Source organism: Vibrio sp. J2-3(2022) (assembly GCF_021725735.1).
GTDB classification, from domain to species: Bacteria; Pseudomonadota; Gammaproteobacteria; order Enterobacterales; family Vibrionaceae; genus Vibrio; species Vibrio diabolicus.
This window is the reverse complement of sequence record NZ_JAKKCK010000001.1, coordinates 1,541,273-1,563,607: the sequence shown is the minus strand read 5'-3', so window position 1 is coordinate 1,563,607 and position 22,335 is coordinate 1,541,273. Positions and strand designations below refer to the sequence as shown.

The following is a 22,335-nucleotide window of genomic DNA, read 5'->3' as shown; positions in this document are numbered from 1 at the left end:
TTTGACAGCCAATGCCTATGTAGATGTGAACGACCATCCGTTTTCTAGTAGATATGCATTACAGGATCCAGTAATAAAAAAGCCCTGCTAGGTCTAGCAGGGCTTTGTAATACATGTAGATATTAATTACTCGCTCTTGTAAGCGTAGTTATAGTAACCGTAACCATATCCGTATGAGTTTGACGCTTTCTTCTCTACGGCGTTTAGAATTACGCCTTTTACTTCCACGCCGGATTGTTCAAAGCGACCTTGTGCGACTTCAATTTCCTTCAAAGTCGTTTGATCAAAACGAGCTACCATCAATGTTGTTCCTGCGATTGCACCAACAATGCTTGGGTCGGTAACCGCGAGTACAGGCGGCGTATCGATGATCACAAGATCGTACTGCGCCGACATTTCGTCAACAAAGCTCTTAAAGCGAGGATGCATCAAAAGCTCTGACGGGTTTGGTGGTACTTGGCCACGAGTAACCACATCTAGATTGTCGATGGATGTTGATTTAATGATATTGCTATGGGATGTCTTGCCGCTCAAATAATCAGAAAGACCGTTATCCCAACGTAAACCAAAACATTGCTGCAAATAACCTTTACGCATATCTGCATCGATAAGCAGTACTTTCTGACCTGTTTTCGCAGCGACGGCTGCAAAGTTTGTCGATACGAACGTTTTACCGATAGATGGTGCTGGACCTGAAATCATAAGAACATTGTTCTTCGCTTCCATCATCGCAAAGTGCAGGCTAGTACGAAGACTACGCAGGGCCTCGATGGAAAGATCGGCCGGGTTAGCTTCAGCAAGAAGGACTAGCTCATCGTTGCTGCCTTTGTTTCGTTTAAGCTTGTTTGCAAATTCCAGTTGTTGAATAGATTTTGGAACACTAGCGTAAACAGGCATACCAATCTGCTCAATTTGATCTGGTGTTTCTACACCACGGTGGAATGCCGCACGAATTAATACGAAAGCCACGCCTGCCATGCCGCCAAGCAGTGTTGCTAGCACAACGATAAGCGCTTTTTTCGGCTTGATTGGCTTAGAGAACGATTGAGCGTTATCTAAGATTCGAACGTTGCCAACGGTTCCTGCTTTAATTATGTTGAGCTCTTGAACCTTGTTCAATAGCTGTATGTAGATTTGTTGGTTTACTTCTACATCGCGCGTCATGCGTAGAACTTCACGCTGTGTTTTCGGTAACTTTTGAACTTGTTTATTAAGACGCTCTTTCTCTTTGAGTAGCGTCTCACGTTTATCAAGCAGAGACTTATAAGCCGGGTGATCTTGTGTAAAGCGCTGGCTGATTTCACTCTCTTTGAATGTAAGCTCATTTAACTGCGCTTCTAATTCAACCATCACTTTCAGCGTTGATTGAGCTTCAAGGCCTAAGTCGATAGATTCATTTTCTTGACGGAATCGATTTAAAACGTCTTCAGAAGCGGTCAGTTTTGTTTTGATGTCTGGAAGGTGGCCTTTCAAGAACTCGAGACTTTGCTCTGCCTCTGCTGAGTTTCTTTGAACGTTTTGCAAGAAGTAGTTCTGGCTAATGTCGTTCAAGATAGCTTGAATCTTAGCGCGATCTTCACCAGAGAAGCTTAAAGAAATAATCCCGGTTTGCTTACCACGTTCGCTAATCGATAAGTTTTGTTGCAGTGCATTGATTGCATCTAATTTGCTGACTTTACTCACGGTAAACGATGCGCCGTCTTGCGCTATCATTTCTGTAGCTAAGAATTGATAGCCGTTCTTTTCAATGAGCTCGCCAACCTTACCTTCTAAAATGACGTTATTGTCATCTTCTATAAGTTTGAACGTCTGTTTTTCAGAATCAATAACTTCGAGAGTTAGAGGAATTCCAACTGCGTAAGAAGGGGTATTAAATCGTGAAACGCTCAGACTGATTTGTTCGCCTTGCAGTCGAGCTAAGCCCTTACCGATGATAGGCATGTAATTCGGAGAGACGACCGTGGTTAAGTTGAACTTATCAACTGTACCACCCAAAATCATACGAGATTTAATGATCTCAATTTCTGTTGTCGCTGATGACTCTGCTGAAAACAGCTCTCCCATATCACCAACCATCGCTGAAATACCACCGGAGCTCTTACTTTCAATTTGGATAAGAGCGTCAGCTTTGTAGATAGGTGTTGATAGAATGGCAACGCCGACGCCTATAATTGAAAATAGGACTACGGTACATAGAATGAGCCATTTGGCATCAAGAATGATCCCAAATAACTTTCCCAAATCGATCTCATCGTCGGCTTGACGTGATTGCTTAATAGTTTGTGTTGTCATTACTTTAACTTCTTAAATACCTTGCCATTGGCGTTTATTTATTTAGCCTTGCGGCTTATAGTTTTTGAGACCACGCTTTTGCTGCTTTTTCTATAAGCGTATAAGCATGTTCGAAGGCTTCTCTACTTTGTCTGTATGGATCAGGAATGTTTTTTTCACTTATCCATTGTCCAAACAGCATCGTTTTGCCTCGTGCCTCAGGAGCGACTTTGGTTAAGGCTTCTAAATGACCTTTTTCCATAACCAATATCAGATCGTATTGAGCGCAAAGCTCAGGTGTTAATTGTCGTGCTTCGTGTCCATCTAAGCTTACGCCATGTTCATTCGCGATGGTGGTTGCCATATCATCAGCAGCTTTTCCTGTTAAATGACTTTTATCCACCGCGATTCCCGCTGACGCGACATGTTTGTTTGGTAGTAAAGACTGCAAAAGCCGCTCTCCTGTTGGAGAGCGGCAAATATTACCTACACAGACGACAAGAATATTAGAAAACAAATGCTTACCCTATTTTAAATTGTATGCCTATGATCCCAACTGAATTGCTTGCTTCTTTATATTGCACAATTGAGCTACGTAACTATTGAATGCATGCCGCAAGAGATAACTTTCTTGCGGCACGTCGTTTTTACGGCCAAGTGCGTACTCGTAGTACACCTTCGGTTAATTCGTTAAAGCCGGAAATGGTTGGAACAAGTTGAGCAATAACGCGGTTCCAACGGCTAACAGGCGCGGCTGTTACATAGACTATGTCGTATGGGTTGAGATCAAACTCTGTTCCAATCACCAAAGCAGAAGCATCAGAAACATCCAACTGATAAATGTCCGCCATTTTAGCTTCTTCTTTTGAACGTCTGATGACGAAGACGCCAGTAGCATCGGCGGAGATTTCATTAATACCACCAACGCTACTTAGAGCTTCAGTAAGGCTCATACCGCTGCGATCAATTTTGAGTAGCTTCGGATCGTTAACTTCGCCCATAACAAATACTTTTTGTGCATCGTTACGGGGAATATGAACAATATCACCGGGCTTTAGAAGACGGTTTTGAGTTAAGTCGCCTTGTTGCATCAGAGCATACAAAGAGACATTTTCAACGACACCGTTTCGTGTCAGTGTTGCATTACGCCAATCGGCTTCGGCTGCCAGTCCGCCTGCTCTATTCACGGCATCAAGAAGTGTAAGAGGAATGTTTGTGATTGGTTGTTGCCCTGGCTTGTTCACTTCGCCAGTCACATAAGTCTTTTTAGAGCGAAATGCTGCAACGCTTACATCGACTTGCGGGCTCTCAATGTATTTTGCAAGACGGTTGGCAATGTCTGCACGAATTTGGCGAACGTTTTTACCTTCAACGTGTACAACGCCAATGTAAGGGTAGAAGATCGTGCCATCCGAATGCACCCAGTTACCTGCTTCGGTTGAACTACGATATGAGCCAGCTGGGATCGTGAGCTCTGGGTGGTCCCAAATAGTAATATTTAAGATATCACCAGGTCCTACTTCGTATTCATACTTGGCGATTTCAATATCTAACTCTGGATTTGGCTTTGAAAAAGGATCTATTGAATTTAAAGAGGTCACTCGCTCCAAAGTTAAAGGATAAACCGTAACCTGCGATTCTATATCACTCGATTCAGTGCTCATTACTGTTTTGTCACTGACCGAAAGGTGGCTACCAGGCAGAGTACACCCTGTAAGAAGGATAGGAAGTACTGATATCCCCAAAAATTTATTAAATGTGTTCATTGGTTTATAACTACCGAAAGAAAGTTTGCCGACTGAAATTGATTCATTCTAATTGAACTGCATTTCATCAATGTTGACGATTTACTGCAGTTTTAAGCCTTTAGAAAGCGAGTCCATTCAGAATTATTTGTGTAATAAACACTCCAAATGGCTGCTAGCGACTTAGAGCTCTTAGTTTCATTTATGAAGGTGAAAAATCTACCCCACAAAAATAGTCAACCATTATCCATCTGGTTGCAATAAAGGCAACTACATACTTAAAAAATACTTACGAATACATGACAAAATTATGTCTATTTAGCGTTATTGAGATGAATGCATGATTTTGCACATGTAAACAGGCAGGAATGTGAAAAAACTCATGCCAAAGTTGTATGCATCCTATTTACACCATATGCAACTGCCGTTATGCTTCCTGTTGCGGTCGGATATAACAACAAATATTGGAGCTAATTTTGAAAATCAAACTTTTAACGGCAAGTGTGGCTGCAGTCCTACTAGCAGGTTGTGGTAGTGACAGCGATCCTGAGGTAAAAACATACTCAGTACAGGCTTATGATCCAGCTGTTATCGGCATGGAAGTCTCTTACGACTGTGGTGGAGATTTAAAAGGTAAGGCTGATGAACTGACAACAAACTACAAAGGTATGGTTGGCTATGCGCGCATTAGTCACATAGACGTAGTTAGTGCTCCAAGTGAGTGTACTTTCACATTAAAGCACACTGATAAGAGTGTAGATGCATCTAATGGTAAACGTATTACAACTGATTACAAAATTCCAAAAGGTCTAGCGCAAGCAGATGCACCTGTAACAGGTTCACCGTTTACTACTCTAGTAACGGATACTTTGGAAGAAGGTGCAATTTACACGCCAGAGGTTGCAGAGCAAGTGTTTGCTGATTTAGGTCTTGATGTCAATGCGATGGGCGTTTCAGTTAATGATTTGCTTCGCAATACTGAAAGTGTAGTTAAGCAGTTAGATGAGAGTGGTGATGCTGCAACAAAAGCATTAGCGACTAAACTGGTTGCTACAGCGAATGTAGTTTCAGATGTCATTAAAGCGAACCCTACGGCTTCTCCGAAAGCAATTTCAGTAGCAGCCAAAGCTGTAACTGAAGAGGTAATTAAGAAGAACCCAAATTACCCTAAAAATGATTCTGGTGATGTTATTTACGTAGAGGTATCTGAAGAAGATACTAAAGATGTTGTTAACCAGGTTGAAAAAGAGATCGAAGCAGGAAAACCTGTAGATGATTTCAAACCGGTAGTGCCACCGATTCCAGATGCGAAGCCAGGCAAACCAGTTGATCCTGTTGATCCGCCATCAGGTGGTTCAGGCGGTAACTAATTAACTGTACTGATAATTAAAAGGCCTCTTCAGAGGCCTTTTTTGATCCTATTGTACTGTGTTCATCACCTTTTAGTGAGCCCTTTACTGTTTAAGTAAGGCAGGATGTGCGGACGTGATTCGCCAGCTAGTTTACTGGTGACTTCTTGTGACCAAGTGCTTTGTTTTTGATTGCTCGAACGGTTTGCATAGTAGTTTTGCATGGTTTGGTCATAAGCCTGAATATCATCCAAATTTAGGTCTTGATACTGATTTTCATGCACCACGACATGAGCAGGTAGACGTGGCTTAACTTCAGGGGCTTGATCTGGATGACCAAGACACATACCAAATAAAATGGCTGTATTTTTAGGTAAGCCTAGTAACTCGTCGACTTTTTGAGCATTGTTTCGTAAGCCACCAATATACACGCCTCCTAGTCCCATAGACTCTGCCGCAAGTAAGCAGTTTTGTGCCATGATGCCAGAATCAACAGCACCGATAAGTGTTAACTCGGTGAAATCAGCTTGCACATCAGGATTGATACTGGCGTGGCGCTGGTAATCAATGCAAAACACCAAAAACTCAGCAGCGCTTTCAACGTACCCTTGATTCCCCGCATATTGTGCCAATAGCGTACGCTTTTCTTTATCGGTAACGCGGATAATTGAGACGACTTGCAACATACTTGATGAAGACGCCGCAAGGCCAGCTTGTAGAATCGTTTCTAATTGTTCGCTTTCAATAGGTTGCGAGGTGAACTTTCGAATTGAGCGGTGATTGAGAATTGTTTGTATCGTACTGTTCATGGTGACTTAACATCCCCTGTTACATGTAAAGGCTGAAGCCTCACCTTAGCGATATTTGATGAGTCGGTAAACTATCTCAAAAGAAAAACAATGCTTAGCGCATAAGTGTGAAGATGAATAGAGAATACATCACTCGTTCTGCTTGAGAGCGTATATACTGTTTTTAGAATCAACAATTTAACTGCAGTGGAAAATATGAAAGAACTCATCGTTCATACAGTCACGGTGTTTATGGGCTTCTTTGCGATCATGAACCCCATCGCCAATGTTCCTATCTTTTTGAGTTTAACGGCAGATGAGGATAAAGAAACCGTGCGTTCCATGGCGCTTCGTTCGGTTTTTATTGCATTTGTCATCATTGCGATATTTTCGATTGCCGGTAAATTAATTTTTGATTTGTTTGGTATCACGCTGTACGCCTTGCGAATAACGGGCGGTATCTTGGTGTTTTTGATCGGTTTTAATATGCTTCAAGGTGATTCGACGCATCAGAAAACTAAAGAGAAAGCGTATTCTCCAGCGCAGCAGCAGGCGGCGTTGAGCATTGCCGTTTCTCCACTTGCAATGCCGATATTAGCAGGGCCTGGAACGATTGCTACCGCGATGAACTTTGCTACGGCGGGTGGTTTTGATCAAACCATTATTACTATCGTTTCTTTTGCTGTGTTGTGTGTTATTACCTATATATTGTTTTTATTTGGAGAAAAATTGGTCAAAGCAGTTGGACCGAGTGCTCTGAACGTCGTGACGAAAATGATGGGCTTAATCCTAGCGGTTATCGGTACTCAAATGTTTATTGATGGCGCGGGCGAAGCCTATAAAACTGTTTTCTCATAGGCGTCTCCATCTCGTCTAAATCCACACCTACATTTCTAGCTGGTGTGGATTTTTTGAACTTTAGTTTTCACTTTCTAAGAAAGAAATAAATAGACTTCACCTATTTCAATAATAAGAATATTCAATTGTTTTGATTGCACGAATTTCATTACTCTTTTGGCAAGAATAATGGGGGAAATATGGCAACAAAAGCAATTGTAGTGGAAGGTGGCGCGATGCGAGGTGTCTTCGCAAGCGGAGTGCTAGATGCGTTTTTAGAGCAGAGTTATAAACCGTTTGACTTTGCCATTGGTGTATCTGCTGGCGCATCAAACTTGATTGGTTATTTGACCGACTATCCGCATCGCAGCATTAATGTCATTACTAAGCTGGCAACGAGTAAACGCTTTTTTGATCCGACTCGATTCGTTAAAGGTGGGGACCTCATTGATGTGAAGTGGCTGTTTGAAGAGTCTAATCGTTTATATCCCGTCGATGAAAATAAACTGTTTAATGGCATTCCTTTTCTGGCAGCGACGACGAATGTAGATACAGGACAGGCAGATTATTATCGCGTGACGCGTGATAATTTTCACCATGCGATTGAAGCGACAACAGCGTTACCCATTGCATACAAGCATACCCCTTGCTTTTCTGGAGGCTGCTATACCGATGGAGGGGTGGCAGATTCCATCCCGGTGCGTGAGGCTTATCGTCGCGGGGCTCGAGACATAACCGTTGTGCTTTCTCACCCGCTAAATTATGCCAAGAAGCCAGTAAAAACCACATGGCTGATGAAGAAGTTATTTGCCGAACATCCTAAAATGGCGGACGCGATGTTAAGACGTGCAGATAACTACAATCAATCGTTGGAATTTATTCGTAATCCTCCACCGGGAACGCATGTCAGAGTGATTGCACCACCAGATAATTTTCCTGTTCAGCGCTTATCAATGCGACAAACCGTTCTATTGGAAGGTTATGAAATGGGGCTGATTGAAGGGCGGGCTCATTTGGCTAATTTGTCAGGTGTTCATGGTTTAGATCGGGAAAACTGCCATTTTTGCGTTTGATAATGAAAGAGCCTCATAGCGAGGCTCTTTTTACTTAACGTTCAAAGGGCGATTTAGTTGACTTTATCCCAAGCCATTTCCCAGTGTGAACCTGTTCCTGGTTCGTATTGGTTTGCGCTTTCTTTCCACTGTACACAGTAACCAGAGTATGGGAAGGGTTTACATTGGTAAATGGCACCGTCGCTTGCAAGCACTTTTGTGCCCGCCGTGTAGCTAGATAGCCCTTCAGGGAAGACAAAATCGTACTCGCCAGATGGTGGTGGCGTTACTGACTCTTCTTTTAAGTGAAAGTCGAGCGTTTGCTGATCCACCAAGTTGCCATCTTTGTCTTTAATACGAGTCACTAGCATATGGTGACCAGGCTCTGATTTGCTTAAAGCGAGCGATATAGCCTCCACCGAGCCGTCTTTCATTTCGTCTGCCCAGCTTGCAAGTGGCTCACGGTGGTGATTGTACACGGTGAGTTCTGCGTTTAAATCGCCTTCAGCTGTTAGTGTCAGCTCCAACGTTGTCGGTGTTGACTCAATAATATATTCGTCTGCTAAGCCATCTACTGTGAGTGAGTACTCTGGAACGGGAGTTTCTATCTTGTAGCCGACTTCTACACGCTCAAGGCCGCTATTAGCTTGCAGATACACCGGGTTAGTACCATAAACAGGAGTGAATTTGTCCTCGGCATACTGTCCCGCTTGCAGTTTAGTTTGCTCTTGGTTGATCTTCGTTGCTAGAGCGTAAGACCAGTTTTTCGCTTTGCCCATGACTGCATCGGTAATTTCTAGCTCGGTTCGATAAGCTATGTTTTCACCCGCCTGATCAAATACGCGCGTATAAACCGAATCTCCAACATTTAAATCCATCGTCGGAATAATTTGACCGCCTTGCGTCCAATCTGGAATGACTGGACTGTCACCATCAAATTTCACATCGATCACGTTATAAAATGAAGCCGCTGTGTCGCCAACATCCCATACCGCCAGAATGACGTGATACCCCTCTCGCGTAGGCACATTACATTGATGGCTCACCTGTTTTGGAGGTTGAACCATATTGCCGTCGACTACACAGAAAGGAGTCAGATCAAACGAGTCGCGTGATAGTGAGGCATTTGGGTTCCAATCAGGTTTGGTGATGTAATATTTCCAGTCACGCGTCACATGGTTAGCTGTAAATGTCCATTCAAAAGTCTGTGTACCTGATTGAATAGGACGTTTAACCCAGCGGTCGGCAGTTTGTTCATCAAGAGCGGCAGCTAGAGCGGTTTCGGCACTTGCTATTTTTCCATCGCGAGGCCCTGTTTGTGGAAAACCATCAGGACCTTCAACACTTTGTGGCTCGTATTGAATGGCACCGCAGTTATTATTTTTTTCGTTGGTATCAGGTGTTGGATACTTACATAGTGCCGCGCGACTTGCAGCGACACCATCATTGGTTTCTGATACGTAGCCGTGAGCCGCAGCACTTGAGCTAATGCTTGCAAGTGCTAATGCAAGTACGGATTTGGTTGGGAAGGATTTCATCACATGTCCTCTGTTATGGCTGACAAATTAATGTCACACCTCGGCGCATGCTGAGCATGAAGCAACGCTGCATGAATCCATGCTTTGGATAATGTAGTGTTGCAACATGGCAACCCCGCTATCATGAGCATTACTTTTGATGATGGAATGCTGACAGACCGGAAGCTTTGCGTCCCACCCTTTCGAATGGTTTGCCGAAATGTGATTGAGCAGCCAAAATTTAGCTCAAGAATTTACATGTGGAAAAGTAAACGACACTGACATGGAATCATGTTCTCAAATTGAAAGGTAACGGTACGCCAACCTCATTGATATTGTGCTTTTTTGTTTCTAAGGTATTGGTTTTGATGTTGTTTTTGTCTTTTTGATAGTTGGAGTGAATGAGTGATTGGTTGTTGGGTCGAAGGTAGGGAAGGGGCAGTATTAAGGATAGAAGAAGCACCGTTTAAAGGGCGGAATATACCGCCCTCTGAATCATGTTATTTAGGCATAATGACGGTATCAATAACATGAATGACGCCGTTTTTAGCTTTCACATCGGTTGCCATTACATTTGCATCGTTGACCATGACTTTGTCGCCCATGGTTTTAATCATCACGTCTTGCCCCTGAACCGTAGTTGCTTTGTCCAGCTTAACAACATCGGCAGCCATTACTTTCCCTGGGACGACGTGATAAGTCAAAATGGATACTAACTTGTCTTTGTTTTCCGGCATTAAGAGCATATCGATTGTACCGTCAGGCAGTTTTGCAAAAGCGTCATCCGTTGGTGCAAAAACAGTAAATGGGCCTTCTCCTTTGAGTGTATCGACTAGATCAGCCGCTTTCACTGCAGCGACAAGTGTATTGAAAGAGCCGTTTTCAGTGGCAACGTCGACAATATCACCCTTCATCATGCCATGCTCATGAGCCTTGACGGGAAGCATAAAAGATAAAGTCGCCATCAATGTAGCCGTGATAACCAAGATACGTTTAAACATAATGTGTTCCTTACGAGTTGGGGGTACAACGGTTTCCCTAGAGAATGTCTTCGTTTGTACGCATCTAAATGAAAAGATGATCAACGAGCCCTGCTTTCTTTCGATGGCCTCACGTGTCGCGTTAAAATCCGTTTGCCTTCTTGTTTTACATCGGCCCGTTTCCGCCATGCCCATAGACGCTCCCTTGCGTCTTTAGCTGCGCTATTTAGGTCGACAATAGGCGCTAGGTAACGGCTATCCGGTTTCAAGTGGTACATGACGGTTTCCATCTGTGTCATTGTCCAGGGCTCGAACAATAGTGGGGTGGGGACCATTTGCAATTCAGGCACCCATTTATAGATGAACGCGCCATCAGGGTCATGTTCTTGGGCTTGCTTAACCGGGTTGTAAATCCGGATTGTATTGGTCCCAGTTACCCCGGCTTGCATTTGGAATTGTGGGTAATGAATACCAGGCTCAAAGTCGAGGAATAGTTGCGCTAAATGCGTCACGCCAGTTCGCCAATCCATGTTCATGTGATGAGTGAGAAAACTAACCAGCATGGCACGCATGCGAAAGTTTATATAGCCAGTCTGATGCAAACAGCGCATACAGGCATCGATCAAAGGTATGCCAGTATATCCAGATTTCCATGCTGCTAACTTTTCTTCATCGAAAGTGCTACTTTGTTTAATCAACGATTCGTAAGCCCGGTTAACACAGTAAAACTCCATGTCGTATTCCGACTCGAATTTCTGTATGAAATGGCAGTGCCAATGCAGCCGTGAAGACAACGCAATTAAGCTGCGACGAAACCCAACAACTTGCCAGTGTTTCAATAGGTACTGATAAACTTCACGCAAGGATATATTACCCCAAGCGAGGTATGGAGAAAGGCGAGTACAGGCTGTACGTGAGGCTGTGGGACTAGAAATGCTTCGATAGTAATCACGACCTCGACGATTGAAAAAGTCCTCCAGTGTTTTCCAAGCGAGTTGGCTTCCTCCCGTTTGCATTCCTTTGCATTTTGATAGCCAGGATGAAGGTGGCGAAAACGCGCAGCCGAGTGATTCTGCATCCAATGAATGCAACAAGTTGGTCTGCAGATCAAGAGGGCTTATGGAGGATCTCATGACCAAATCCCAATGTTTGTCCCAACCCTGCCGGTCTTTTGCTCCTCTAATAACAGCACCGTGCTCGAACTCAAACCACGTGATGTTCTGCTCATGCAGCCAGTCGGCAATTTGCTTATCGCGCTCAAAGGTGCAGTTGAGCCCTATTTCCTGATGAGAAAACACAGCGTTGATTTGATATTGCATTTGAATTGATTGAAAACATGCTAAGGCATCGCCAAACAGAACCGTGATGCGGTGTCCATAGGCTTTGAGCGTCTCATTCATTTCTTGCAATGATTGCCAAACAAATCGCCAGTGACGCTCAGAATAGTGAGGGTTGTTTAACAGCAACGGTTCAACAATATATAAAAGTACCGTTGGGTGCTTTAACGACAATGCTTGTGTTAAGGGCTGGTGGTCAGTCAGTCTTAAATCTCGTTTTAACCACACGACATTGATTGTTTGCATCGGAATCCTCTTTGTTTCCGATGTTGTACGCAAATGACCCGAAGAGATCTCACCTAATGATCGGTTTTGTTCATTAAAACGTAGAGGTTGCTCACAAGGAGGTGAGACATGTCGATACCACTGAGTAAGTTAGAAAAGTTCTTCTACGTAGATAAATTGATCATTCACTCGCTTGATCTCGCATTGTATCAAGCATCTGTCGTAGTTGATGGAAAAGCGCAATTCATCACTGACGACAACGGTATCTTTTTGAGGGCTCATTCCCTTATCGAGATGCAAAAAAAGTGCAAGAATATCAAAGCAAATAAGCAGGTTTTAGTACATCAAAGTGCTTATGATGAGATGGTGGGGCTACCCGAAGGCAAAAGAGACAATCAACTAGAGGTTTTGGTGAAGGATACAAAATTGTATTGAAAGAGTGTTGGTGCATAGTAAAAGCGAACCACCTTACGGCAGCTCGCTTAAAATAGAATTAGAGTCGAGCTTAGTCTTGTTTACGCTGAGCTTCTTTTTGTGCGTACTTAGCGGCACGTCGAGCTTCTCTTTGCTTGGCACTTTCGCCACCAACATGCTGCTCGCCTCGTTGTTCTGCAAGAACAATTTGTTTTTCACGTTCGCGGAATCGAGCAATTTGTTCTTCTGAGTGTGTGCCGTGACATTTCGGGCAGCTCACGCCTTGCTCGAACAATTCTGACTGTTTGTCTTCTTCAGTGATCGGTAGACGACAAGCGTTACATAAATCGTAATCTGCTTTTTCTAGCTGGTGGTTTACTGCAACACGGCCATCGAAAACGTAGCAGTCACCTTCCCACATGCTCTCTTCTTGAGGAACTTCTTCAAGATATTTAAGAATGCCGCCTTCTAAGTGGTAGACCTCATCAAAGCCCTGTTCTTTCATGTAAGCAGTTGATTTCTCACAGCGGATACCACCGGTACAGAACATCGCCACTTTCTTATGCTTTTCCGGGTCCATGTTTTCTTTTACATAGTCTGGGAATTCACGAAAGGTTTCAGTATTTGGGTTTACAGCGCCTTTGAATGTGCCGATCTCGATTTCGTAATCATTACGTGTATCGACAACAAACACTTCAGGATCAGCAATAAGATCGTTCCACTCTTGAGGTTTCACGTAAGTACCCACTACGTGGCGAGGGTCGATGCCTTCAACACCTAATGTTACGATCTCTTTTTTCAGTTTCACTTTGGTGCGATTGAATGGCTGGGTCTCAGAGTACGACTCTTTGTATACGGTGCCTGTCAAACGAGGCTCGTTGTTTAGCCACTCCAGTAGCGTATCAATACCTGCACGATCAGAGGCAACAGTGCCGTTGATGCCTTCACTTGCCAGCAGTAATGTCCCGCGAATATGGTGTTTTTCCATCAACGCAAGTAATGGCTCGCGTAGTTCTTGATAGTTATTCAGCTCAACAAACTTGTACAGCGCACAAACTACATACTGACTCATGAGGTTTCCTTTAAAAATACAGGTGGTCAACGACCTTAAAATTTTAGCGGCACGAAGTATACCTGACTAAATTAGTCGGAAATACGGACAAATTATGCGGATATTATGGCTAGGCAGGATGTAGCGGTGTTTTGATGCGGCAAAGCGTCACGCGGGTAAAATCGCTATGTGTTCAAATTATAAGCATAAATTGTAGAGAACAAGGTAAGTTGAACTCGACACTTTTGGTTTAAATTTGTACTGTGATTCCTTCTTCGGCTCTTCATTAAAGTTGTGCGCAAGAGCTACAAAATAATAATCGTATCAGTTGGCAAGGAAAGGACATGCAGCAGTTTTATATCAGGCGGCTGAGGGAAGAAGATGCTCCCTTGCTCAAACAATTACTCGTTGAACTCGATACATCGCACTATGAAGCTGAACCGAACTTCTATCGTCCACCCAAGGAATTGGCGCAACTAAGAGAATCATATAGCACCTTCGAAAAGTATTTTGACGGGAGCGTGAGCGCTTTTATTGCTTGCTCGCAAAGAAAGGTCGTCGGTTTTATCTCTGGTTCGGTTCGTAACGTTCAGTCGCTGATTTCACCAGAAAAACGCGTTGGCTTTATTAATGAGCTTATTGTTTCAGAGAACCATCGAAACTTAGGAATAGGTTTATCGCTGATGGATAAGATGGAAAGTGATTTGTGTGCTCAAGGAATAGAAGAAATCGGCTTAACCGTGGCGTCATTTAACCATGAAGGTGAGGATTTCTATCATAAAATGGGCTACCGGGTGATGACGAAACGTATGACCAAGCGCGTAAGAGATTCGTAAAAACAAGATGGTAGGAATGAAACGCCTCTTACCTCTAGAAGAGGCGTTTTTATAGTATTTATTTCAAATTAGCGGCGGTTTGATTCCCCATCGCAATTAACTTATCTAAAACGCGCTCACCGTCGGCACGTAAACCGTTGTGCTCGTACTCGTTAGTGATCCACGCTTTTGAGTTTGGGATTAACGCGAGCGTTTCTCGGCTGATATCCATTTCCACAAACATATCATCGGCGTAAACGGCGCAACTGACAGGCACTTTGTTTTGAGCCAGTTGTGTTTGATCGTACAGCGCAGTCCAATCTTCTTTCGCGGCCAATATTTCAGCGGCATCTTTTAGTGGCTTGAGGTTGACGTATTGATCGAACATCCATGGGAAGACCATTTCCCCCGTAAAGTAAAATGGCTTGCCAGGTTCATAATTAAACTCTGAACGGCTTTGGCGAACACGGTGAGCACTCCAATTCGACGCAAAGCCTTGGCAATAAATCGATTCATGCAAAATGGCGTAAATCGGGTTGGTTTGGAAGTTTTGCTGTGCCAACATATCGTTCAAGAACTCATAACGAAGTTGTTGTTTGCCGTTCACTTCAATCAATGCACTTTCTAGCCAATAGTAAGTTGGCAAGAAAGTATCACTCACACCAAAGTTGATGCCGATTTGCTGAAATTGCTCCACCGTGAAGCGTTGACCATTTGGTAGGTACTCTTCGTTTTCCAGCAAGTGATTCGCAATGTTTTGGCAGAGTTGTTGCGCTTTTGGAAATTGCTGGAAGAACGCTTGGTTTTTCTCCATGGTGCGTTTGAAGGTGGCTTCATACACATCGTCGGCATGACGCGAGACTGATGGCACGCCACCCGTGATATAGCTTTGTAGCAAGCTGTCTGGGAACAAAGACAAATAGGTGAGGGAGCAAAAACCACCAAAGCTTTGACCTAAGATCGCCCATTTTTCGACGCCAAATTGCTCACGAATGTATTCCGCGTCGCGCACGATGTTATCCGCTCGGAAGTGGCTTAAGTACTCGGCCTGTTGTTGCGGCGTGAAATGAGCCAGAGTCTGATGATTAACCATCGAACTATTGCCCGTACCGCGCTGGTCGAGAAGCAAAACTCGGTACTCTTGCAGCGCGCGTTTTACCCAGCCGTTATTGCCGTTTTGACGCGGAGAGGGAAAGCCTGGCCCGCCCTGAAAGTAAACCAACCAAGGTTTGGTCGATTCTTCATCGCCAACTAGGCAAACCGCACGAGCGAAGACTTCAATGGTGCCTTTACTCACGTCTTGGTAATCCAGAGGAACGGTAAAGCTGTGGGGAGTGTAATGCAATCCTGCGTCGATAAATGATTGAGCGTTCATTGTTATCTTTATTTCCTTATTGAGGGGTAGCGCTACTTTACTGCGAATGGCGTGAAGAACCAATGCTATTTCCAAATCGCTTCGTCAGTTCTATACCTTGGTCAAATCAATGTAAGTTCAAGAAAATGAAACGATTAGCGACTGGTGCAACTGGTTGAGTGAGCTATGCTCAATAGAGTTGCGACAAAGTAAGAGCATGGAGGAAGTCGGATGAAAGTGTCACTGGCTCGATGGACAATTGTGACTTGTTTAATAAGCGTACCTACTTTTGCCGTTGTTACGCCCAACCCACCTCAGTTACAGGCAAAAGGCTACGTATTAATGGACTTTCAATCCGGTGCCATTATTGCCGAGCATAACGGGCGAGCAGGCCTTGCTCCGGCTAGTTTAACCAAGTTGATGACCGCTTACGTCGTTGGACAAGAAATCGAAGCGGGGCGTTTGAAATGGGATGATGTTGTCACCGTGAGCGAAAACGCGTGGTCGGCCAAGTTTCCCGGTTCTTCTAAAATGTTCATCAAACCGAAAGATGAAATTAGTGTTGCGAACTTAATGCGCGGCGTGATCATCCAATCGGGTAATGACGCGTGCGTTGCACTGGCGGAACACGTTGCTGGCAGTGAACGCGGCTTTGTCGCCTTGATGAATGGTTGGGCTGAGAAGTTAGGGCTGCAAGACACTTATTTTGTAAACTCCCATGGTCTCGATAGTGAAGGCATCCAAACCTCACCCACCGATATGGCAAAACTCATGCAGTCGATCATCAACGACGTTCCCGCTGTGTATGCGCTATATAGTGAGAAAGTCTTCAAGTGGAACGACATTACGCAGTACAACCGCAATAAATTACTGTGGGACAATTCCATTGATGTCGACGGGGGCAAAACCGGTTACACCAGCAATGCGGGATACAGTTTGGTGAGCTCCGCCAAAGAAGGGAAAATGCGGTTGATTTCGGTAGTGATGGGCACGCCAAGTAAACAGGCTCGAACGAGCCAATCCAAGAATTTACTCAGTTATGGTTTTCGTTTTTATGACACCAAACAAGTTGCCAAACAAGGGCAGGTTGAGTCTAAAGTTCGCGTTTGGAAGGGAAATGCCAATCAAGTTGAGGCGATCTTCGCCAAAGATGCCTATCTCACTCTGCCTCGTTCTATGACGGCTGGGCTTGATAAGAGTGTGGTGTTAAATGAACCGTTGATTGCGCCGCTCGCGCAAGGAGATGAGATTGGTAAGGTCGTTTGGAAAAGCGATGACAGTACCGTGGCGAGTTATCCCTTGGTCAGCAGCCAAGCGGTAGAAGAGGGCTCGTGGTTTGGTCAGCTTTGGGACAGTTTGGTGCTGTGGGTGAAATCATTCTTTAACTAGAATAAAAACGAGCAGAAGTGTCTTTCTGCATTCTTTGGTTGATGACCCGCCCAGCTAAACGCTGGGCGGTGTCTTATTTAACGGTTTATTCCGACAAGGTGATGATTGGTAAATCGTCCCAAATCTTACTTTCATCCGATGCGCCACCGGAGAAGTTCCAAGGGCCTTTGTTTTGTTCTAGCGGACGGTAAGTTGCCGAAAGGCCGTCTAAGTCCCAAGTCGTCACATAGAATCGAATGCCGTCCAGTGAATCAGGTCGACCCAGCGCGTCACTCGCAAAGTCCATCGAAATAGTGTTATTGGCTTTGTCTACTGTCACTGTTGGTGCTGGCGTGACCGCTTCTCCCCATGTCGTCGCATTTGCTCCTTTGGTGTTGTAAATCGAGCTTTGCCAGCCAAAGACAACCGCATTGCGACTCCAGGTTCCGCTTGGCATAGAAGCGTTGATCTTCGGTAGCTCAGACAAATTGGTTGCGGATTCTTCAGGTAAATCAATAAAGATGGTGAAACCCACGTGGTCGAAGCCGTTTGGTGGTAACCAAGTGTCGGTGATGTTGTCCATGGTGAAGGTCAAACGTACGTTACTGCCAACGGTAAACACTTCTGCTTTGTTGATCGCGAGTTGGCTGTTGTCTTTGTCGAACGTTGGATCGGTTGGTAATGAGTAGTTGCCGTTTGGGCCGCCCACGCCGTCTTGTGCATCGCCCGCATCATCAATGGTGTCGTCCGGCGTGTTTGACCAGCTTAGGTTGGAGACAAAGTTCACGTCCTCGATGCCTGCTTTTTTCTCGGTGGAATAAATTGCAAAGCGGTGCTGTTGCTTACCAATCGCAAAGTGACGGGTAGACAGCGTGACGCTGAACTGACCATCAGCGCCAACCGCGATAGCTTGCGCGGTTTCCAAGTTACCATCGACGACAAGATTCAACTTCTCGTTGGCGTTCGCACTACCCGCGATAACAATATCACCAGTGATGGTTTGGTCTTCCCAATCCTGCGCCAGTCGGATGTTGAGATCTGGAGTATCTACAGATTGGTTGCTGCTTGTCTTCGAGTAAATCACTGCAGACTTGGCTGGTAGCTCAAGGGTTACGTGACCATTTTCATCTGTGACTAACTGTTCTGGAGCGTCTGCCCAGTTCGACATGATTTGTTGTTTGAAGACGGTACCGCTCGCTTGCTCCACATCGAGTTGGTTCATCAACATCGGCGAGTTGGATGTGTTCATCACAACCAAGACTTCGTCGTTATCCAACGTTCGGGTAAAGGCGAACACACCTGCGCCCGCTTTGTCGCTGCCAATCACCTTCATTTCGCCACGTGTCATGACTTTGTTTTCAGTGCGTAGCTTGGCAAGTTCTTGAATAAATAAGTACATCTCACTGTTTGGGTCGAATGAGTCTACGTAGTCGCCATCTTCACGGTAACCTCCGGCGAACATCGCATCACGCGCCGCTGATATCGCTTGCTCTGTACCTTGGTAAATCACAGGAATGCCCGGCACGCTCATCATGGTGATCAGTGCTTGTTTCATGTCATTCACGCTACCTTGCGACAGAAAACGCGGCATGTCGTGATTATCAATGAAGTTCGGCATGATGTATGGATTCGGGAACATCGCCATCATTTTCTCTAGACGGAAACGTAAGTAGTCGGTCGGTTGTCCGGATGCAAATACGCGCGTTATGGTCGCTTGCAGTGGGAAGTTGAGTACCGAAGTTAGCTGCTTCGGCGAGCCACTTTCACCGATGTAAGTTAGCATCTTCTCTTCGCCTTCCGTGTGGTAAGGCGTAGAAGTCTCGAACACTTCACCAAAGGTAAGGAAGTTGTCACGCCCTGTATCAACCGCTTGCGTCATCACACCATCGTCGGCGTGTAGGAAGTCGTTCCAGAAATCGTGTTCAACAAACTTCACCGTATCGATACGGAATCCGTCGACGCCGACTTCGCGAATCCATTTTCGGTAGCTCTCTTTTAGATAAGCGCGTACTTCAGGACCGGACGTATTAAGGTCATCCAAATCAGAGAGCTGCCAGGTTTTTTCTTGTACCGGATCGTTGTGGTCGGTGATGGTTGGCGTCCAGTGGTAGCTGCCTGTGCCGTCTGTTTTACACTCGTTCATGTTGAGGGGGTACGGCAGCTCTTGCCCGGCGGGTAGTGCATTTTCAATCAAACGGAAACCTTGGCAAGGTAGGCTTGGATCATAACTGTAAGGATCATCGTAGGTAAAGAAGTTGCCTACATGGTTGGTCACGATGTCCTGAATTAAGAACATGTTACGCGCATGCACTTCGCGTGCTAACGCTTGGTAGCTTTCTAGGTCGCCGAAGTGCTCATCCACTTTTTGGAAATCGCGCGCCCAGTACCCGTGGTAGCCGCCGTAGTTTTGCTCCGCATCCCACCATTGGTTAGCAACTGGCGGAGTAATCCAGATCGATGTGGCACCGAGATCTTCGATGTAGCTTAACTTATCACTCACGCCAACGAGGTCGCCGCCGCTGAATTTTTTATCCGAAGTTGGATCGAATTCGTTTTGCCCTTGATCATTAAGAGCGCTGTCGCCGTCGTTAAAACGGTCGATCATCAGGAAGTAAATGATTTGATCTTGCCAATCAGGAGATGCCACGTGGCTGCCTGTATCGATTGGTGTGGTTTCGTCGCTTCCACAGCCAGAAAGAGCAAGAGCGATCGCGAAAGGAAGTATTTTTATTTTATTCATTGGGTTAGGTAGAGTTTCAAACACAGTTTTTGCCTCCGTTATGCAGCAATGCAGAAACGATAAAGCAAAGGTTTGAAATTGAGAGTGTCATTTCACGCCAAAAAAGACGTGAAATGATGTCACGAAGCGGCGACTTTGATCTGACCGACAGTTTTAATTGAGCGGTTGCACAATAGGATATTGTATCGGGTAATGCTCTTTCGCGAGCTCGTTGTCGGATTCATCATAAAGGCGGAAACGGCACTGCTTTGCAGTTTGAGTGAGCGATAATTGCAGCACCCAACAAGCATAATGTAGCGAGTGTTGGGTCAAGCGCATTGCGTGAGGTGTGGGGTCATCATCGGCGTAACAGTCAATCCTCGCAACGTTTTCAAGTCGGCATGCCAGTTCGACAAAGAGCGTGTATTGCGCCCCAATATTAATAAGCTGCCGAGTCGGAACAATATATTCCGTTGCGCCAATTAAAAGCCCCTTAGAAACCACATAATCACGCTGGTGGTTATTCTCAATGTAACGTTCCCCATCGACTTCATAACACAGGCGAAAGGTAAGGGGATGCGCCACCGGAAGTTCAGTCGTTGCCCAGAGTTCGGTGCCATGACTTAAAAAACGCTCGAAGAAGGCGGGATAGCGCCGCCATGCGCCATCACGGTCACGGCATTCTACCGAGACCACTTTTTCAAACGCAATATTGTCCACTTCTATCCAGATTTTGCCGACAGGTTGGTCGATGTGGTTATCGTCGAAGGTATTGGCTTTGGCGTAGTACAAGCGGATCGGTTGTTGATTTAGTTGAGTTCGGTTATCCAAACATTGTTGGCGATACTGCATGGGGGAAAACGGATACCAACGACGAAAAGTGCGGTGAAAGTTCGATGGTTCTTCGTAACCAAGTTGATAGGCGATTTGCTGCGTTGTGAGTTGGGTGTCGGCAAGCAAAGTGAGTGCTTGCTTTCTTTTAGCGAAATCAACGCATTGAGAGTAGCTCATTTGTTTCTCTTGCAGTCGACGTTGCAAGGTGCGTTTGGAGACGCCCAGTTGCCTTGCCGCTTGCTCTAATTTGAGCGCGTAATTACTGTTTTTGATGAACAAGGCGTTCAAAACACTCAGCAATTCGGGTTGCTCAATGGGTTGGTGAGAAAGCAGCAAATAAACATGTTTCACCAGTTCAAACACGCTTGAACTCGTTTTAGAATCTCGCATTTCCTCTAGAAAAATATCGGCCGCGAGTGGATTGTTGGCGTGAACTTGTACCTGTATTGATTCGCTTAGCTCAAGCATTTCCAACTGCATTTTGAGCAAGCCAAACACCGACTCCGCCCAATTTGGCATATCGGCCGTTCTGCATTCGACTTGCAGATGGATTTGGGCATCACCATGTTGAAATGTGACGTACAAACGGCGGTCGAATAATGAAACACTTTTACTCCACCAAAGCAGCCCTTCTTGGAGGTTAGGCGCTTCTTTCAACATCATGCATTGCAAGGCAACCAACTTCTCAATGTGCCAATATTCGCCGGCAATTCGCAGATGATTGTGACCGAGCTTTTTGCACAGAAAGGATGTAATAACGTTATCTTGAGGCAGCATTAGTTGAGTTCGGTTGCGAGCAAACATGCATTATTGCTGAAAGGATGAAGAAGTTCAGTGAGAACGCTCAAAGCCTTTCTTATCGTTTTATTTTCAAATTTATTTTGAAAATGTTTTTAATCGAAATCGGTTTTTCCCTTTATCTCATGAGGTTATGCTGTTACTCAGCTTAAATTCATTAATTGGAGAACCTCATGGATATCGTACAAGCTGCAAAATCTCGTTACTCAACGAAAGTGTTTGACCCAACGCGCAAGTTACCTCAAGAAAAAATCGATGCAGTTAAAGAGCTGATTCGTTTTAGTCCATCGAGTGTGAACTCTCAACCTTGGCATTTCATTCTGGCAAGCACAGAAGAAGGCAAACAGCGCATCGCTAAAGCGGCGCAAGAGAACTACGCGTTTAACGCGGCGAAGATTCTCAACGCTTCTCACGTATTGGTGTTTTGTGCAAAAACAGCCATCGATAACGACTACATTGAAGCGCTAATGGTGCAAGAAGAAAAAGATGGTCGATTCCCAACTGAAGAAGCGAAAGCGGCTGTGCGTGGTGGTCGTAGCTACTTTGTGAACATGCACCGCTTTGATCTGAAAGATGCGAATCATTGGATGGAGAAACAAGTTTACCTCAACGTGGGTACGTTGCTGCTGGGTGCTTCGATGCTAGAAATCGATGCAGTGCCAATTGAAGGGTTTGATCCCAAAGTGCTGGATGAAGAATTTGGCTTGCGTGAAAAAGGTTACACCAGCGTTGTGATCGTGCCGCTTGGCTACCACGCGGAAGATGACTTCAACGCGAAAACGCCAAAGTCTCGCTGGGACGCAGAAACCGTATTCACCGAGATCTAATTCGAGCTTACTTGCAGGTTACGTAGAACCCTGTAATCAATATATAAATCGCAA

At 45.0% G+C, this 22,335-nt stretch carries 18 protein-coding genes and 1 riboswitch; of the genes, 7 read left to right on the top strand and 11 right to left on the bottom strand.

The genetic code is table 11. The annotated features are described in order from the left end of the window. Positions 1-126: 126 nt before the first annotated feature. The 3 genes from L3V27_RS06830 to L3V27_RS06820 all read right to left on the bottom strand — a co-directional run bounded on the left by L3V27_RS06830 (position 127) and on the right by L3V27_RS06820 (position 4,037). Positions 127-2,292: a polysaccharide biosynthesis tyrosine autokinase gene (locus L3V27_RS06830; RefSeq protein ID WP_237311393.1), complete on the bottom strand. Its 2,166-nt coding sequence runs from the start codon at positions 2,290-2,292 to the stop codon at positions 127-129. Between the two features lie 55 nt (positions 2,293-2,347). Beyond that, the gene (locus L3V27_RS06825; protein WP_031780663.1) at positions 2,348-2,788 is read right to left on the bottom strand and encodes a phosphotyrosine protein phosphatase; all 441 of its coding nucleotides are present in this window, start codon (positions 2,786-2,788) and stop codon (positions 2,348-2,350) included. A 130-nt stretch (positions 2,789-2,918) separates the two neighbouring features. Further along, positions 2,919-4,037 (bottom strand): polysaccharide export protein, encoded by a 1,119-nt coding sequence (locus L3V27_RS06820; protein ID WP_237311391.1) that lies wholly within the window; start codon positions 4,035-4,037, stop codon positions 2,919-2,921. A gap of 455 nt (positions 4,038-4,492) precedes the next feature. Between L3V27_RS06820 and L3V27_RS06815 the strand changes: the two genes are divergently transcribed. Then, entirely contained in the window at positions 4,493-5,386 is an 894-nt protein-coding gene (locus tag L3V27_RS06815; RefSeq protein ID WP_006740797.1) for a hypothetical protein, read from the top strand. Positions 5,387-5,451: 65 nt separating this feature from the next. Here the strand turns inward: L3V27_RS06815 and nfsA are convergent, their stop codons facing one another. Beyond that, positions 5,452-6,174, bottom strand: coding sequence for an oxygen-insensitive NADPH nitroreductase (nfsA, locus tag L3V27_RS06810; protein ID WP_006740796.1), 723 nt, complete (start codon positions 6,172-6,174; stop codon positions 5,452-5,454). 195 nt (positions 6,175-6,369) lie between these two features. On the opposite strand from nfsA, the gene L3V27_RS06805 reads away from it, so the two are divergent. Together L3V27_RS06805 and L3V27_RS06800 are read left to right on the top strand one after the other, a co-directional pair. Beyond that, positions 6,370-7,011, top strand: a complete 642-nt coding sequence (locus tag L3V27_RS06805; RefSeq protein WP_164665928.1) for a MarC family protein — start codon at positions 6,370-6,372, stop codon at positions 7,009-7,011. A gap of 179 nt (positions 7,012-7,190) precedes the next feature. Then, positions 7,191-8,063 carry a patatin family protein gene (locus L3V27_RS06800; RefSeq protein ID WP_005397800.1) on the top strand — a complete coding sequence of 291 codons (873 nt, stop codon included), beginning with the start codon at positions 7,191-7,193 and terminating at the stop codon, positions 8,061-8,063. Between the two features lie 53 nt (positions 8,064-8,116). Here the strand turns inward: L3V27_RS06800 and gbpA are convergent, their stop codons facing one another. The 3 genes from gbpA to L3V27_RS06785 form a co-directional block, all read right to left on the bottom strand. After that, positions 8,117-9,580 (bottom strand): N-acetylglucosamine-binding protein GbpA, encoded by a 1,464-nt coding sequence (gbpA, locus tag L3V27_RS06795; RefSeq protein WP_237311389.1) that lies wholly within the window; start codon positions 9,578-9,580, stop codon positions 8,117-8,119. 105 nt (positions 9,581-9,685) lie between these two features. Then, positions 9,686-9,786: riboswitch (cyclic di-GMP riboswitch) on the bottom strand. Between the two features lie 273 nt (positions 9,787-10,059). Next, a complete protein-coding gene (locus L3V27_RS06790; protein ID WP_134646146.1) occupies positions 10,060-10,560 on the bottom strand; it encodes a fasciclin domain-containing protein in 501 nt (166 codons plus the stop codon). 80 nt (positions 10,561-10,640) lie between these two features. Then, positions 10,641-12,122: a deoxyribodipyrimidine photo-lyase gene (locus tag L3V27_RS06785; RefSeq protein ID WP_134646144.1), complete on the bottom strand. Its 1,482-nt coding sequence runs from the start codon at positions 12,120-12,122 to the stop codon at positions 10,641-10,643. 108 nt (positions 12,123-12,230) lie between these two features. Between L3V27_RS06785 and L3V27_RS06780 the strand changes: the two genes are divergently transcribed. Continuing rightward, positions 12,231-12,536 carry a DUF6482 family protein gene (locus L3V27_RS06780; protein ID WP_134646142.1) on the top strand — a complete coding sequence of 102 codons (306 nt, stop codon included), beginning with the start codon at positions 12,231-12,233 and terminating at the stop codon, positions 12,534-12,536. 70 nt (positions 12,537-12,606) lie between these two features. Here L3V27_RS06780 and L3V27_RS06775 read toward each other — a convergent pair whose 3' ends face one another. Then, a complete protein-coding gene (locus L3V27_RS06775; protein WP_085342522.1) occupies positions 12,607-13,587 on the bottom strand; it encodes a rhodanese-related sulfurtransferase in 981 nt (326 codons plus the stop codon). A gap of 323 nt (positions 13,588-13,910) precedes the next feature. Here L3V27_RS06775 and L3V27_RS06770 point away from each other — a divergent pair, with 323 nt between their 5' ends. Further along, complete coding sequence (locus L3V27_RS06770) at positions 13,911-14,402, top strand: GNAT family N-acetyltransferase (RefSeq protein WP_006740790.1); 492 nt, start codon at positions 13,911-13,913, stop codon at positions 14,400-14,402. A gap of 58 nt (positions 14,403-14,460) precedes the next feature. On the opposite strand, the gene L3V27_RS06765 is transcribed toward L3V27_RS06770, so the two are convergent. Next, positions 14,461-15,756, bottom strand: coding sequence for an alpha/beta fold hydrolase (locus tag L3V27_RS06765; RefSeq protein WP_237311387.1), 1,296 nt, complete (start codon positions 15,754-15,756; stop codon positions 14,461-14,463). Between the two features lie 210 nt (positions 15,757-15,966). Here L3V27_RS06765 and L3V27_RS06760 point away from each other — a divergent pair, with 210 nt between their 5' ends. Beyond that, positions 15,967-17,124: a D-alanyl-D-alanine carboxypeptidase family protein gene (locus L3V27_RS06760; protein ID WP_237311385.1), complete on the top strand. Its 1,158-nt coding sequence runs from the start codon at positions 15,967-15,969 to the stop codon at positions 17,122-17,124. Positions 17,125-17,209: 85 nt separating this feature from the next. Here L3V27_RS06760 and L3V27_RS06755 read toward each other — a convergent pair whose 3' ends face one another. Then, positions 17,210-19,867 (bottom strand): alpha-amylase family glycosyl hydrolase, encoded by a 2,658-nt coding sequence (locus L3V27_RS06755; protein ID WP_237311383.1) that lies wholly within the window; start codon positions 19,865-19,867, stop codon positions 17,210-17,212. Between the two features lie 129 nt (positions 19,868-19,996). Then, positions 19,997-21,460 (bottom strand): AraC family transcriptional regulator, encoded by a 1,464-nt coding sequence (locus tag L3V27_RS06750; protein ID WP_237311382.1) that lies wholly within the window; start codon positions 21,458-21,460, stop codon positions 19,997-19,999. Positions 21,461-21,627: 167 nt separating this feature from the next. Here L3V27_RS06750 and nfsB point away from each other — a divergent pair, with 167 nt between their 5' ends. Continuing rightward, positions 21,628-22,281, top strand: a complete 654-nt coding sequence (gene nfsB, locus L3V27_RS06745; RefSeq protein WP_237311380.1) for an oxygen-insensitive NAD(P)H nitroreductase — start codon at positions 21,628-21,630, stop codon at positions 22,279-22,281. Positions 22,282-22,335 lie beyond the last annotated feature (54 nt).

Coding starts and splice junctions, on each gene's coding strand:
- L3V27_RS06785 (WP_134646144.1), bottom strand. CDS start 12,122: ATGCAAACAATCAATGTCGTGTGGTTAAAACGAGATTTAAGACTGACT.
- nfsB (WP_237311380.1), top strand. CDS start 21,628: ATGGATATCGTACAAGCTGCAAAATCTCGTTACTCAACGAAAGTGTTT.
- L3V27_RS06790 (WP_134646146.1), bottom strand. CDS start 10,560: ATGTTTAAACGTATCTTGGTTATCACGGCTACATTGATGGCGACTTTA.
- gbpA (WP_237311389.1), bottom strand. CDS start 9,580: ATGAAATCCTTCCCAACCAAATCCGTACTTGCATTAGCACTTGCAAGC.
- L3V27_RS06805 (WP_164665928.1), top strand. CDS start 6,370: ATGAAAGAACTCATCGTTCATACAGTCACGGTGTTTATGGGCTTCTTT.
- L3V27_RS06800 (WP_005397800.1), top strand. CDS start 7,191: ATGGCAACAAAAGCAATTGTAGTGGAAGGTGGCGCGATGCGAGGTGTC.
- L3V27_RS06820 (WP_237311391.1), bottom strand. CDS start 4,037: ATGAACACATTTAATAAATTTTTGGGGATATCAGTACTTCCTATCCTT.
- L3V27_RS06770 (WP_006740790.1), top strand. CDS start 13,911: ATGCAGCAGTTTTATATCAGGCGGCTGAGGGAAGAAGATGCTCCCTTG.
- L3V27_RS06775 (WP_085342522.1), bottom strand. CDS start 13,587: ATGAGTCAGTATGTAGTTTGTGCGCTGTACAAGTTTGTTGAGCTGAAT.
- L3V27_RS06765 (WP_237311387.1), bottom strand. CDS start 15,756: ATGAACGCTCAATCATTTATCGACGCAGGATTGCATTACACTCCCCAC.
- L3V27_RS06760 (WP_237311385.1), top strand. CDS start 15,967: ATGAAAGTGTCACTGGCTCGATGGACAATTGTGACTTGTTTAATAAGC.
- nfsA (WP_006740796.1), bottom strand. CDS start 6,174: ATGAACAGTACGATACAAACAATTCTCAATCACCGCTCAATTCGAAAG.
- L3V27_RS06780 (WP_134646142.1), top strand. CDS start 12,231: ATGTCGATACCACTGAGTAAGTTAGAAAAGTTCTTCTACGTAGATAAA.
- L3V27_RS06750 (WP_237311382.1), bottom strand. CDS start 21,460: ATGTTTGCTCGCAACCGAACTCAACTAATGCTGCCTCAAGATAACGTT.
- L3V27_RS06830 (WP_237311393.1), bottom strand. CDS start 2,292: ATGACAACACAAACTATTAAGCAATCACGTCAAGCCGACGATGAGATC.